This is a genomic window from Arcicella sp., from assembly GCF_964672035.1.
The window spans coordinates 63,866-77,569 of record NZ_CBABQS010000007.1 but is presented as its reverse complement, the minus strand read 5'-3'; the positions used below and the strand labels follow the sequence as shown (position 1 = coordinate 77,569).

Annotated in this window: 13 protein-coding genes; 7 read left to right on the top strand and 6 right to left on the bottom strand. The window is 34.5% G+C overall.

Annotated elements, in window-relative coordinates:
• The first annotated feature begins 42 nt into the window (after window positions 1–42).
• Together AC1W31_RS03435 and AC1W31_RS03430 are read left to right on the top strand one after the other, a co-directional pair.
• Complete coding sequence (locus tag AC1W31_RS03435) at window positions 43–1,119, top strand: phosphatidylinositol-specific phospholipase C1-like protein (RefSeq protein ID WP_481733003.1); 1,077 nt, start codon at window positions 43–45, stop codon at window positions 1,117–1,119.
• 24 nt (window positions 1,120–1,143) lie between these two features.
• Window positions 1,144–3,162, top strand: a complete 2,019-nt coding sequence (locus AC1W31_RS03430; protein WP_481733002.1) for a TonB-dependent receptor plug domain-containing protein — start codon at window positions 1,144–1,146, stop codon at window positions 3,160–3,162.
• A 202-nt stretch (window positions 3,163–3,364) separates the two neighbouring features.
• Here the strand turns inward: AC1W31_RS03430 and AC1W31_RS03425 are convergent, their stop codons facing one another.
• Genes AC1W31_RS03425 through AC1W31_RS03415 form a run of 3 tightly spaced genes read right to left on the bottom strand, consistent with a single transcriptional unit; the run spans window position 3,365 to window position 6,100 of the window.
• The gene (locus AC1W31_RS03425; protein WP_481733001.1) at window positions 3,365–4,120 is read right to left on the bottom strand and encodes a hypothetical protein; all 756 of its coding nucleotides are present in this window, start codon (window positions 4,118–4,120) and stop codon (window positions 3,365–3,367) included.
• The gene (locus AC1W31_RS03420; protein ID WP_481733000.1) at window positions 4,101–4,784 is read right to left on the bottom strand and encodes a glycosyltransferase family 2 protein; all 684 of its coding nucleotides are present in this window, start codon (window positions 4,782–4,784) and stop codon (window positions 4,101–4,103) included. Before AC1W31_RS03420 ends, AC1W31_RS03425 begins: the two co-directional genes overlap by 20 nt.
• A 5-nt stretch (window positions 4,785–4,789) precedes the next feature.
• A complete protein-coding gene (locus tag AC1W31_RS03415; protein ID WP_481732999.1) occupies window positions 4,790–6,100 on the bottom strand; it encodes a DUF5690 family protein in 1,311 nt (436 codons plus the stop codon).
• A 125-nt stretch (window positions 6,101–6,225) separates the two neighbouring features.
• Between AC1W31_RS03415 and AC1W31_RS03410 the strand changes: the two genes are divergently transcribed.
• Window positions 6,226–6,972, top strand: coding sequence for an HAD hydrolase-like protein (locus AC1W31_RS03410; protein WP_481732998.1), 747 nt, complete (start codon window positions 6,226–6,228; stop codon window positions 6,970–6,972).
• Window positions 6,959–8,110: a TIGR03364 family FAD-dependent oxidoreductase gene (locus tag AC1W31_RS03405; protein WP_481732997.1), complete on the top strand. Its 1,152-nt coding sequence runs from the start codon at window positions 6,959–6,961 to the stop codon at window positions 8,108–8,110. The genes AC1W31_RS03410 and AC1W31_RS03405 overlap by 14 nt, the downstream gene beginning before the upstream one ends.
• A 49-nt stretch (window positions 8,111–8,159) precedes the next feature.
• Here the strand turns inward: AC1W31_RS03405 and AC1W31_RS03400 are convergent, their stop codons facing one another.
• The 3 genes from AC1W31_RS03400 to AC1W31_RS03390 form a co-directional block, all read right to left on the bottom strand.
• Entirely contained in the window at window positions 8,160–9,092 is a 933-nt protein-coding gene (locus tag AC1W31_RS03400; protein ID WP_481732996.1) for a metallophosphoesterase family protein, read from the bottom strand.
• A gap of 108 nt (window positions 9,093–9,200) precedes the next feature.
• Window positions 9,201–9,569 carry a DMT family transporter gene (locus tag AC1W31_RS03395; RefSeq protein WP_481732995.1) on the bottom strand — a complete coding sequence of 123 codons (369 nt, stop codon included), beginning with the start codon at window positions 9,567–9,569 and terminating at the stop codon, window positions 9,201–9,203.
• A gap of 2 nt (window positions 9,570–9,571) precedes the next feature.
• Window positions 9,572–10,510, bottom strand: coding sequence for an ATP-grasp domain-containing protein (locus tag AC1W31_RS03390; RefSeq protein ID WP_481732994.1), 939 nt, complete (start codon window positions 10,508–10,510; stop codon window positions 9,572–9,574).
• Window positions 10,511–10,847: 337 nt separating this feature from the next.
• Between AC1W31_RS03390 and AC1W31_RS03385 the strand changes: the two genes are divergently transcribed.
• The 3 genes from AC1W31_RS03385 (at window position 10,848) to AC1W31_RS03375 (ending at window position 13,667) form a co-directional block, all read left to right on the top strand.
• Complete coding sequence (locus tag AC1W31_RS03385) at window positions 10,848–11,537, top strand: response regulator transcription factor (protein ID WP_481732993.1); 690 nt, start codon at window positions 10,848–10,850, stop codon at window positions 11,535–11,537.
• A gap of 103 nt (window positions 11,538–11,640) precedes the next feature.
• The gene (locus AC1W31_RS03380; protein ID WP_481732992.1) at window positions 11,641–12,477 is read left to right on the top strand and encodes a UDP-2,3-diacylglucosamine diphosphatase; all 837 of its coding nucleotides are present in this window, start codon (window positions 11,641–11,643) and stop codon (window positions 12,475–12,477) included.
• 26 nt (window positions 12,478–12,503) lie between these two features.
• Window positions 12,504–13,667, top strand: a complete 1,164-nt coding sequence (locus AC1W31_RS03375) for a glycosyltransferase family protein (protein ID WP_481732991.1) — start codon at window positions 12,504–12,506, stop codon at window positions 13,665–13,667.
• Window positions 13,668–13,704 lie beyond the last annotated feature (37 nt).

Below are 13,704 nucleotides of genomic sequence, written 5' to 3'. Positions count from 1 at the left end.
CAATCCTAAAAAATGTCTTGTTAAATTTGTTAAAAAAAACTCATGAAAATACTATTCTTTTCAATTCTTTTATCGTTAATCTTCGCATTTACTATTGAGAAAACAGAAAATGATTTACCCATAAATCACTATCAATGTATTGGTTCTCATAACAGTTACAAAGAATACATTGACCCTCAACTCATAAAAATAATTGATAAAACTGATACGAGCCGTCGGGTTACGAAAGGTTTGGAGTATCATCATATCGGTTTATCAGAACAGTTAAATTTGGGGTTGCGAGCCTTAGAAATTGATGTTTATGCCGATGAAAAAGGAGGAAAATATGCCCATCCAAAAGGTTTAGACATGGCTGGCAAACAAGCAAATCGACCTTATGATGTTGAAGGGTTAATGAACGAACCGGGCTTTAAAGTTTTTCACGTTCAAGAAATTGATTTCAGAAGTAATTGTTTGACCTTCATAAAGTGTTTGCAGGAATTAAAAGTATGGTCGGATGATCATCCAAACCATGAACCAATTTATATCACAATGAATGCCAAGGATGATACCCTCAAAATACCTAATTTTACTAAACCTGAAAAATTTACGGCGGAAGTTTACGATCAATTGGATAACGTAATTTTGACAAATTTGGGTAAGCAAAAATTAATTCGTCCGGATGATATTAGAGGTGATTTTCCTACGCTTGAAGCATCCATTCTTAACAAAGGTTGGCCCAAAATGAGCAAATTAAAAGCAAAATTTTTGTTTGTTTTAGATGAAAATAAAAGTAAAACCAATGATTATGTAAAAAATCATTTTGCACTAAAAGGACGAGTATTATTTACCAATTCAACAGTAGGAACGCCAGAAGCCGCCTTTTTAATAATGAATGATGCCATAAAAGACCTCGAAACGATTAGACAAAACGTTAAAAAGGGGTATATCGTCCGTACCCGTGCCGACTCAGATACCCGTGAGGCTCGTACAAATGATTATAGAAGTTTTGAAGCGGCAAAAGCATCGGGAGCTCAGATAATATCAACTGATTATTATCTAAAAAGTACGCTATTTTCTTCTGATTATTTAGTAAATTTTGAAGGAAAAACATATTTTAGAAAAAATCCATTATTTTAATTTATCCTTTATTCACCGACAATTATGAAATTTTATTTGCCCATAATTTTAGTAATACTTCCTTTAGCATTATCAGCCCAAAAAAGCGATTCTACGAAATCGGAATTACTGAAAGAAGTCATTGTTGGTAGTCAAAGAATGTCTGAAAAAAATTTAAAAACAGCCGCTTCTATCACCGTTTTATCTTTAAAAAATCTTCAAAAATATCAGGTCAGAACAACGCCAGAAGCATTGATGAATTCTACGGGAGTATTTATTCAGAAATCTACCCATGGTGCTGGTTCTCCATTTGTCCGTGGTCTTACAGGAAACCAAACCTTGATTTTAATTGATGGTATTCGCTTGAATAATAGCACTTTTCGATATGGACCTAATCAATATTTGAATACAATCGACCCTTTTTCTTTGGATAGAATTGAGGTTTTGAGAGGTAGTGGTTCGGTTGCGTATGGGTCAGACGCATTGGGTGGAACGGTTCAATTATTTACAATTAATCCAGAATTTTCGGATAATACATCAATTCACGCAAACGCTCTTTCAAGGTTTGCTTCGAGTGATATGGAGAAAACACTACACGCTGAAATGAAAATTGGTAGTAAAAATGTGGCCGTTAAATCAGGATTGAGCATCCGAGATTTTGGGGATATTGTGGGCGGAGATACCACAGGAATTCAATCGCCGAGCGGATACAAAGAATTAGCATTCGATTTTAAAGGTAAATTTAGACTCAATAAGTATTGGGAATACATCATTGCTCACCAGTTTGTTGAACAGAAAAATATTCCTTTATATTACCGAGTTCGTTTAGAAAATTTTGCGCTTAATGATTTTAATCCCCAAAAAAGAAGTTTGTCCTACTTTCGATTGAACGGAAAAACGGACATTAGACTATTGAAATCAATTGGTTTTACGGCTTCTTTTCAAAAAACGGATGAGCAAAGAAATAGTCGCAAAAATGGCAGTGAATCAATAAGAATAGAAACTGATAAAGTTCAAACCTTGGGTCTAACACTCAATGTAATCTCAACGATTTCTAATTATTGGACGGCAAGTTCTGGACTCGAATTTTATCAAGATATGGTAAAGAGTGATAGAATTGACCAAAATATAAAGACCAATTCAAGTACAAAAAGTAGAGGTCTATACCCTGACAATAGTAGATTTCAGAGTTACGCTATTTATTCATTGCATCAAATTCAGACAGGAAATTGGCAAGTGAATTTTGGTGGACGTTTCAATGGTTTTAAAATTAATATTACTGATGATAATGTAGGAAGCGTAATTGTCGAGCCAAATGCTTTGGTAGGAAATTTGGCTTTGGCTCATGAATTATCTGAAAATTCAACCATTTATTCCTCCTTTTCAACGGGTTTTCGTAGTCCAAATATTGATGATTTAGGTACATTAGGCATTGTTGATTTTAGGTATGAACTACCGACCTACAATTTAAAACCCGAAAAATCGTACAATTTTGAATTGGGCTATAAACTAAGAAAAGACCAATTTGCCACTTCTTTGGCATTTTTTAATACTGACTTGAGAGATTTAATTACCAGAGTTAAAGTTGAAAATCAACAAATAAATGGCGTAAATGTTTACCGAAAAGAAAACGTAGAACAGGCTTATATTCGTGGATTTGAGGCAGAAATGGAATATTTAATCAGTAATCCAATTAAAATCTATGGAAACTTGAGCTATGCTTTTGGTGAGAATATTTCAAAAAACGAACCCGTCCGCCGCATCCCTCCAATGAATGGAAAATTTGGGGTAGAGTATCGCAAAAATGCTTTTTTTATTCGTCCAGAAATTTGGTTTGCCTCTCAACAAATCCGTTTAGCTCAAGGGGACAAGGATGACATTAGAATTGGGAAATATGGAACAAAAGGTTGGGTTACTACCAATATCTTTTCGGGTTTCGACCAGAAGCACTACGCAATAAATCTATCCATTCAAAACATCAGTAATGCTGATTATCGTACTCACGGTTCGGGTATCAATGGCGTTGGACGTAGTTTATGGCTAACTTTATCGGGTAGAATTTAGAAACAAACATTGTATGATCTGTTCAAGAAATTGCCAAACCAGATCACACAACTTATCTAAACAAAATTTATAAAATACACTTAACGGAGGTAACCAATATTTCTGGCTCAAATGATGGCATTGGTGGAAAACTATTCAATGAAAAGATAGTTGAAGAATTGAAAGCTGTTGATATTTTGTAAATTTAGTTATAATTTATTGATTATTTATGCCTAAACCAACAATCTGTTCTTTCGGTCTGGTAGGCTTTAAATTCGGTATTTATCGGGAAACCATGTAAAACGTTCTCAGAAAATTGCGTGCGAATCAAATAGTTAAAAGCTCCCATATCACCCGTATAATTCGTTTTATTGTCAAAATTATATTGCTGATGAATCGTGGCCAGTTTTTCAATAAATTCTTCCATCACTTTTATATTTCCACCAATAATTCCGCAATTTAGCAGTAGGTTATCCTTAAAATTTTCCTCATAATTAGTGTAACCTTCAATCTTATTTCTCAGGTGTTCGGAATGACTTTTCATCCATTCATTGTCCAATTTCTTAGGTTCGTCTCCACAGAAAATACAATCTATATTTGCTCTAAAAAATGGTTGTTCACAAGGGTTATTTACCACTATAACATCCGAAATATCCGTCACAAAAACATTTTCAATCTCTTGAGCATTAGATTTCAAAAAATCATTATAAATCAAGTACCGATAAACGTTAGGATTGAAATTTGTTTCGTAATTTATCTTGTTGAATTGTATATTTTTATTTGAAAATACCTCACAAAATGATTCAGAGTAGTTGTTGTGAAAAATAATTCCGTGTAAATCTAACTTTATCAATGATTCACACCAATTTTTTATCTGTGAATAATCATCATTTGGTAAGATTTCATTTCTGTTTACATCGTATATTCCGGTGATTTGACAGGCCAAGAAAACGTTTTTATTAATTGTCAGATTGGACATATTCATTAAAATTGGGAAGGGTTACTGAATTTTGTTTTTTCATTTTTGAAGTGATGCTGTTCGGAATATTTCGATAATAAATGTAAGTTCTAAAGTCTAACTTTTTAACGATATACTCTTTTGAAGCACGATCGTAAAAGTCAGAATCTGCAGCGTAGTTTCCTTGAAATGTAAGATTCAGAAACACTTCTTTTTTGCCAAATAGCGTAGCAAAAAGGATGCAATCGTCCACGTGAATCAAATTGTTGAGATTATATTTATCGGGCAAGTAATAATCATCCTCATTATCAACAATTGTCTCGGTTGTTGAAGCAATTAAGTCAGCATTCGTCATTTCCTCCAAACACAAACTAAGATGATTGGGTTTGTATTCATCATCGGCATCAATGATGGTTATGTAATCGCCGTTGCTTATTTTCACGGCTCTGTTTATGGACTTCGCCTGACTACAATTACGGTGGCGTAAATAAGTGATTTTTTCTTCGTGTTTTATGGCGTAGTTCAGTAATTGATTGTCAGCGTCATTAATGCTCCCATCATCAATAATGATGAGTTCAAAATCTTGAAAATTTTGATTTAGAACGGAATCCAATGCTCGTTTAACTAAATAAAAATTTGTATTGTAAACTGACATTAACACAGAAATTTTGGGGGTTTTTTCCATAAAAGCTAAAGTTTTTGTTCATGTATATTGTTCTTATTTCTCAACTGAAATTTAAACTTTGTGTTCAACCTATGGTTAAAATAGATAAATGAAATAGTAATAGAGATGATACAAATAATGGGCAAAATTTGAGATAAATCCATGAGAAAACCTAACCAAGACGTTTTCTGAGTACCAAAATTTTGGTAGATTAAAATGACAACTGTTGCAAAGTAGCCACTAAAATCGGCGAGATAGAACAAAAAACCAACGTTGGCTTTTTCCTTCAAAACAGCCAAAAGTCGGTCGAACAGCATTCCGTTGTAGGGAACATACGCCATATACAAACCAATACCCAGAAATACTGTCCAGCCGAAAGAATTTATTCGATGATTTTGGAATAAAACCGTTGAAAATAGTATCAAAAAACATCCCATGAAAATCATGAAGAGATTTAACAAAAATGCAGTTTTATGGTCTTTTACGAAATACATTAAGGCGGTTAATATACAAATCACTAAACCTATCAAAGACTCTGTTTTGGTAAAAATTGCCGCATCAACAATTCCCATTTCTCGCCAAATTTCTACCCCAAAATTATCCCGAATGTCTCTCAGAATGGTCATTAACACATAGACTATAATTAAGGAGATTAATCCAAAACCATATTTTTTTAGAAAATTATTGCGAGTAACCGAGTTCATGGGTGAGCGAACTGAACGCTCTTTTTGGTCTATATCGGTTGGTTTTGGAGCAATGGATAAGGCATAAATTGAAATAAGTAATAGTGGAAAGAAAATTAGTGCCGTCCAAAAAGGCATCCAATATTCATTTATCCCCAAATTGATAAAATATTTTCCAATTGATTTTACAATGCCTGATGAAACAATAAAACTAATGGCTAATCCCGCTCCCAATATTTCGGTAATTTGTCGGCCTTCCAAAAAACTAAAAACTAATCCATAAATCATCCCTAAACCCAACCCATTAAAAAATAAAAAAATGAAATTATAGGGTGGTGGAACAAGGGCAAAAAACAGTAAATTTATACCCGAAAAAACAATCATCCATAAAATATAAATGGCTCTTTTTTTTGGCAAAACCTCCGATACTACTTTGATTCCCAATCCTTTAGCGGTGGCATAACCTAATACTTGCGTGATAACCAAAATAATTTTATAATCTATCCCCAGGAGTGTAATACCGTGAAAATCTGCGGCGGTGAACGGTTTGCGGAAGGCGTACATACAGAAATAGGTGCTGAAACCGGCAAGCCCTAAATAAAAGGCTATAAAATGTTGAGATTGTCTTTGAAGAATGTTTTGAATTCGTTTCATGGTGATATTTTACCCACAATGTTAATGACAAAACGCCTCAAAATTAGGACTTTACAATGTCTTAATAATAATTTAACGTATGATTAAAGATTGAAAATTACCTTTGGAAAAAAATACACAAAAAGATGTCACCAATAGAGTTAGTCGTTTTCGATATGGCGGGAACCACCGTTCAAGATCGTCATGAAGTTGAAATGTGTTTTATGGATGCTGCATCCAACACGGGTTTAAGCGTCACACCCGAGCGTGTCTTGGCGTTGCAAGGATATTCTAAAATATACGTTTTTGAATTGTTATGGAAAGAAATGATAGGAGAAGAACATCCTGATTTATCGGAATTCGTTAATAATTCTTATCATATTTTTTGTGGGATATTAGAAAACCACTATCGTATAAACGACATTTATCCAACGGAAGGTTGTTTAGAAATCTTTGAATTTTTAAAAGAAAAAAACATAAAAATAGCCCTAACCACGGGTTTTTATCGAAAAGTTGCGGATATTATTCTTGGTAAATTAGGCTGGCTCGAAGGGCTTAATGCGCAATATGTCGGCGATAAAAATACCATAATTCAAGCATCCATTGCATCGGATGAAGTTACGAAAGGTCGCCCAGAACCGTTCATGATTCAGAAAGCCATGAAATTACTTGATGTTCATGATAGTTTAAGGGTAATTAACATTGGCGATACACCTTCTGACTTAAAATCTGGCATTAGAGCGGGTTGCAGAATGTCTTTGGGGGTGACAAATGGCACTCATTCACGCTCCCAATTAGCCGTTCATAGAAACGATGGATTGTTGATTAATCTATCTGAATTAGAACAATTTATAAAAAATAATGACCATAAATTGATGTATGAAAAAGTATGATTTAATTGTTATAGGCGCAGGAAATTTAGGTACTTTTCATGCTTATCACGCTTTACTGAAAGGTAAATCTGTTTTGATGATTGAGAAAGATTCTGAACCGCTGGAAGCAACTGTTCGTAATTTTGGGCAGATTGTGCCTTCGGGGCAAGCACTCGAAAACTGGTTTGAATACGGTCGTGAATCTTTGGGGATTTATAAAAATATTCAATCAAAATTTGATATTACGGTTCGTCAAAATGGATCGTATTATTTCGCTTCGGATGACCAAGAAATGAAACTTTTGGAAGAAACCCGTGCTTTGTTCAAACTGCAAAATTATCCTTCTACTTTACTCAATCGAAAATCTTGCTACGAGCGTTTCCCAAATTTCAATACTGATTATTATAAAGGAGGATTGTTTTTCTCAGAAGAGATTTCCGTCGAACCCAAAACGATGGTGCATCGGGTTAGAAAGTTCTTAATTGAAGGTTTGGGACTCGATTTTCTGAATAATACAGTCGTCAAAGATTGTGATATTGAAAATGGGATTTGTAAAGTGCAAACGGCTGATAATCAACTGTTTTACGCTGAAAAAGTGGCAATTTGTAGTGGGTATGAATTTAAAATTCTCTTTCCCGAAATATATCGACAAAGCAAAATGAAAATCTGTAAATTAAATATGATGCAGACTTTTCCGATGACCGATGTAAAGTTAAATGGTAATATTCTTTCGGGGCTTTCGATTCGTAGATATGATAGTTTTAAATCGTGCAATTCTTACAAAAATCTCATCACCCCTGAATGGCAGAAACCTTATCAACAATGGGGAATTCATCTTTTATTCAAACAAGCAGTCGATGGTTCAATCATTATTGGCGATTCTCATGAGTATGCCAATGTGGATAATAATTCACAACTTCCGATTGGTATAAACATGGAAATCAACGATTTAATTTTGAAAGAAGCTAAAAAAATAATGCAACTCCCCGATTGGAAAATTCAGCATTATTGGGCTGGTTATTATGCACAAGCTATTGACGGCGGTATTTTTGAACACGAAATTGGTAACAAAATTTATGTTTCTACGGGTATCGGTGGCAAAGGTATGACAACGGGGGCTGGTTATAGTAGAAAACGAATCGAAGACATTTTTCAATAAAAAAAACAGGGTAAAGCCCTGTTTTTTATAAATCCATAACTACATACAATTAATAACTAACATAAGTATTCGTAAAACTACCATCATCATACAAATCAATTATGGCATATCCAGCCTCGGTATGTTGATATTTTCCTAACCACCATCGCCCCGAAACAGCGCCATTACAGCAATAGGAAACACCATTATAATCGACTCTATCCGATAAATGAATATGCCCCGAAACCGCTAATTTTACGTTTTTATTATGATTAAAAAGTTCCGAAATTTCCTTCGCATCGGTGTGCATCCAACTGCCTGGCACTTCCCAACGGCCTTCTTTTTCCTTCATATTATTTCCATCAAAAAATACACAAGCCGATAGAATTGGAATATGAGAAATGACCATCGTTGGTTTATTATCAGTAATTCCCTTTAAATCTTGACTAAACCATTCTCGCTGTTCATCGTCCAAATTGGCTGTGTACCAACTTCCATCCTGCTTTTTTTGAACACTATCCAACATTACAAAATGCCATTCTTTTTTATCAAAACTATAAAAACGTTTATCCATTCCCATTTCATCCATCGCCCACTTTTTGCCATCATCAAAATTACTTCCAGTGTCTCCTTCACAACAAATGTCATGGTTACCTACATTATGATAGATTGGAAGCGAATTCTCAGCCTGTAGCACTTCATTGAAAAGTTTCCATTGTTTTTGAACATTCTCATGTTTTCGGCGGTGAGCATCCATGACACAATCGCCAGAGTTGATGATAAAATCGGGCTTAATTCCTTGATTCTGAATGTGATGTAAACATTTTTCAAAACCCTTTGCTGCACCAATTAACGGTTGAATGTGTACGTCCGTAATATGAGCAATACGAAGGATTCTTTTAGGGATGGCAACCGCTTTGGTTGAATTTGCTTTAACTAAACTTGGTAAGGATAATCCACCAGCAAGGAGACTGGCTTGGCGAAGTAAATCACGTCTTTGCATATTGTAATATTTTGGTTTCACAAAGTTGATAATTTACTTTAACCTATTGATTGCCTGAATATTAAGGCTTTGTAAAGGAATTGGTGAATTCATAAAGAAAGGCTTCCATCATGATTTTGTAACCATTTTCAAACCAATAATTCCCGCAATAATCAGTCCCAGAAAGAAAAATTCGAGTAAACTGATTTTGTTGTGAAAAAAAACAACTTCCACAATTTTGATAAATATAATCGAAACCACCGTCCAAACAGTAAATGCAATGGCCGTTGGAATATTTTTCATGGCAATTGAAAAGTAATAGGTATTCGCAGCACCAAAAAATAGATAGCCTGCCAAAGGAAGCCATGTAGAATAACCTTCTAACTTAAAAAAATTATCAAAATGAAGGGTTTTAAATTTTGAAAAAGATAGAAATTTTAAAGAAAACATCCAACAGGCTTCTAAAGCTGCCGCCAAAATGAGATAAATCCAAGCCATAATTATACGTTTTGAAAGTTTATTTTTTCAACTGAATTATAAAAGCCCGTCCGCAGTAAAATCCGTTGAAATAAGGCTTTTAAGTCAATTCCTTCGTTTTGGGCAATCGAAGGTAAAAAGCTCTTGGCATCCAAATTTGGCATCGTATTAATGTCTAAAATGTAAATTTCTTCTTGGTAAATGCGAATATCCGTACGAGACATTCCTCTAATATTCATGGATTTATGCAAGTTTAATACTTTTTGCATCATCTCATCTTTGAGGTTTTCGTCTAAATCTGGATTTAATACTTTTTCTGTAATTCCGTAATTTTGACCCGCAATATAAACCTCACGATTATCATTTGGACGAATTTCTAAGGGATTCAAAGCAACATAATCCAGACCATTTTCATTTGGTATTACGCCAATCGTAAACTCTCTTCCTTTTAAATAAGGTTGTATAATATAATCATCTCTCTCCAGTAACTCCTGATAAGGAATGTCATTTTTTTCAAAAACTAACATATTCAAGTGAAGACTTCCCATCCGGGGTTTTACGATAAAACGTTCATAATCGGTCTTCATAATTTCGCTCAAAGCGATAATTGGTGGAGTCTTTAAATTTATTTCCTTACAAATCTGAGGTAAATTTAACTTGTCTTTTGCCAAAATTTGTACTTCATAGCGACTCGCTGTATGATTGATTTCGTGGCTATCTAACCAACGAGCAATATCCGCTTGCCCTGCTTCACCAAAACCGTAACAAACATTAAAAACAACATCAAATTGCTTCAAAAAATCGGCAAATTCATCCGTGAATCCTACGAAATGAGTAACGTAAGGATAATAATTTTCGGGGGTTGATTTTAGGAATGTGGCAATGGTATTTCCGAAAATATTTTCTTTCCACGGGGTAAATGTGGAGTCAGAGTAAAGATAAATTAGCTTTTGGGTGGACATTTTTTTTTGGTTAGTTTACACCTCAAAAATACTTATCTTGTACAGATTTATTGATTAAGGTAAAGTTATTGAATTGTTAACGTTTATATTTTACAATAACATAAAGACTTGGTAATCATTACATTATAAACCATCCATATTTTTGTGAAAAATTTAAACAAAAATATTATGCAAACAGCTTCAAAAGTACTTGCCGCATTTCAACGTAATTTCACTTGGTTTATGACTTCGATGTTCATTTCTTAATCAAGAATTGTAATCATAACTTTTACTTAATATTGGGTTAATATTGAAAGCGTAATTTCGTTGAAAATTAGCTCCAAACTGAGAATAAATTATGATTAACAACTCGTTGAAAATTTTATTAATAGATGACGATCCAGACATCTTAGAACTCCTCGAATATAACCTCAATCGAGAGGGGTTTTTAACACAAACGGCTGAGAATGGCAAAATTGGAATTCAAGTAGCCGAAGAATTTATGCCCGACATGATTCTGATGGATGTAATGATGCCTATTATGGATGGTATTGAAGCGGGGAGAATTATTAAGCAAAACAAAAATCTTAAAAATATTTACCTCATTTATTTGACGGCTCGAACGGAAGAATTTTCGGAAGTTGCCGCATTTGAAATCGGTGCCAATGATTATATCACCAAACCCGTAAAACCTCGTGCGTTGATTAGTAGAATTAAAGCTGCATTCCAACGTAATAATTTCATTGAAGACACAAATTTTGATAAAGTTATTATCGAAGATTTAGTCATCAACCGACAGAATTATACCATTGCGGTCAAAGATGTATCTTTTGCCTTACCAAAAAAAGAGTTCGACCTGCTTCTATTTTTTGTGAATAATCCCAATAAAGTTTACACCCGTGAGGAAATTCTTAAAAGCGTTTGGGGGCATGGCGTTCACGTAACTGAACGCACGGTAGATGTGCATATTCGTAAAATCAGAGAAAAAATTGGGGAAGATTATATTCGTACCGTAAAAGGGGTTGGGTATTTATTTTTCAAAAATTGATAACAAACACTTAATATTCTGGCAATCATTGAGTTATAGTAAATGTTGAAATTTGTGTTAGAAATTGGTAAACAATATAATTATACACACCGATTCTCAATTCATGAAAACCGTCAAACAATACAAAACCGCTATAATTTCTGATGTTCACTTAGGATCGGAAGGTTCAAAAGCCAAAGAAGTTACCTTGTTTTTGAAATCTATCACCTGCGAAACGCTCATCCTGAACGGCGATATTATTGATGGTTGGCAACTCAAAAAAGGCGGTTCTTGGAAGAAAAAGCACACTACTTTTTTCAGGACTATTCTCAAAATGATTGAAAATCAGCACACAAAGGTGATTTATTTGCGAGGGAATCACGACGATTTTTTAGACCAAATTATCCCTTTTTCGCTCGGTAAATCATTTACGATTCAACGAGATTATATTATCAAATCAGGTAAAAAAAACTTTCTCATTACCCACGGCGATATTTTCGATTCGGTAACTTCCCACATGAAATGGCTTGCCTATTTGGGTGACGTTGGCTACACTACTTTGCTGACTTTCAATAAATTATACAACCAATATCGTGCTTGGCGGGGTCTGGAATATTATTCTTTTTCTCAACGTATAAAGCAGCGAGTGAAAGAAGCAGTCAATTATGTGTCGGATTATGAGGAAAAATTGGTCGAACTGGCGAAAGCAAATCATTGTGAAGGGATTATTTGTGGACACATTCACAAACCTGATATTCGGCAAATTGGCGACATAACGTACATGAATTCGGGGGATTGGGTTGAATCGCTCACGGCATTAGTAGAAAATCATCAAGGCAAATGGGAATTATTGTATTTTCTGAATGATAATCGGTTTGATTTATCAGATGATGAATTTTCTGAAGAAGCCGACGATGAATCATTTACGACTGCCAAAGGAATATTTATGAGTGTCTCTTAAGGAAAAAACTACTAAAATTTAATATAATGAGCAAATTCTTATTCGTAGTGCAAGGCGAAGGTCGAGGACATCTCACGCAAGCAATCTCTCTGTTTGAAATTTTGACTTCGGCGGGCCATCAAGTGGTTTCTGTGATGGTTGGTATGGATAATGAAAATAATCTGCCATCATTTTTCCGTGAAAAAATTTCGGTAAAAATAGATACTTTTCCAGCTCCAAGTTTGGTTTATGGACAAACCAAAGCCGTAAAAGTTTGGGATACCATTAGTACGCATTTGAAAAAAATCCCTAAATATCGCAAAAGCGTTCAGTTTTTAGCGAAAAAAGTAGAAGAATATCAACCGGATGTGATTGTCAATTTCTACGATATGATTTGCGGATTATACGCCCAGTTTTATTGTCCATCAATTCCAATCGTTTGCATTGGGCATCAATATTTATTATTACACCAATCTTTTATTTCCCTGCCGAACAAGCATATTGATAGGTTTCTATTGAACCTAAATACGAAATTAACTTCTTTAAATGCCACTCGTAAATTGGCACTTTCTTTCGTACAAATGCCTGATGATAAGGCAAATAGTATTGCGGTAACGCCCCCACTTCTACGTGATGAGGTCAAAAAGTTAACCCCTACCTCTAAACCTTTTATTTTAGCTTACATTACGCATCATAAACTCAGCGAAGACATTATCAACTGGCACGCCAATAATCGTGAGGTACAAATTCATTGTTTTTGGAATAATCCAGAATTTGCGAATGAATGGCAATTCAGAGAAAATCTGACTTTTCATCAAGTCGATTCCGAAAAGTTTTTACGGATGATGGAAGAATGTTCGGGCTTGGTTTGCACCGCCGGATTTGAGTCAGTTTGTGAGGCAATGTATTTAGGAAAACCCATTATGATGGTGCCAGTTCCAAACCACATCGAGCAAGAAATCAATGCTTGGGATGGCCAAAGAGCAGGAGCTGGGATTGCGGATACGGCTTTCGATTTGAGCAGATTTATCTCATATCTACCTGTTCATGAGAATATTAGTGAAAACTTTAAGTCTTGGCAAGGACAAACTTCTCAATTATTTTTGAAAAATTTAGAAGAAGTTGCTCAAAAAGAAGCGCAGATTTATACTTTCAAAAGAGGAAATGGTAATATATTATCAAAATCCTTCAGAAGAGCTTTGGGCTTCTAAAATTTAATATTAAAAACCAACAAAAATGACTTACTTT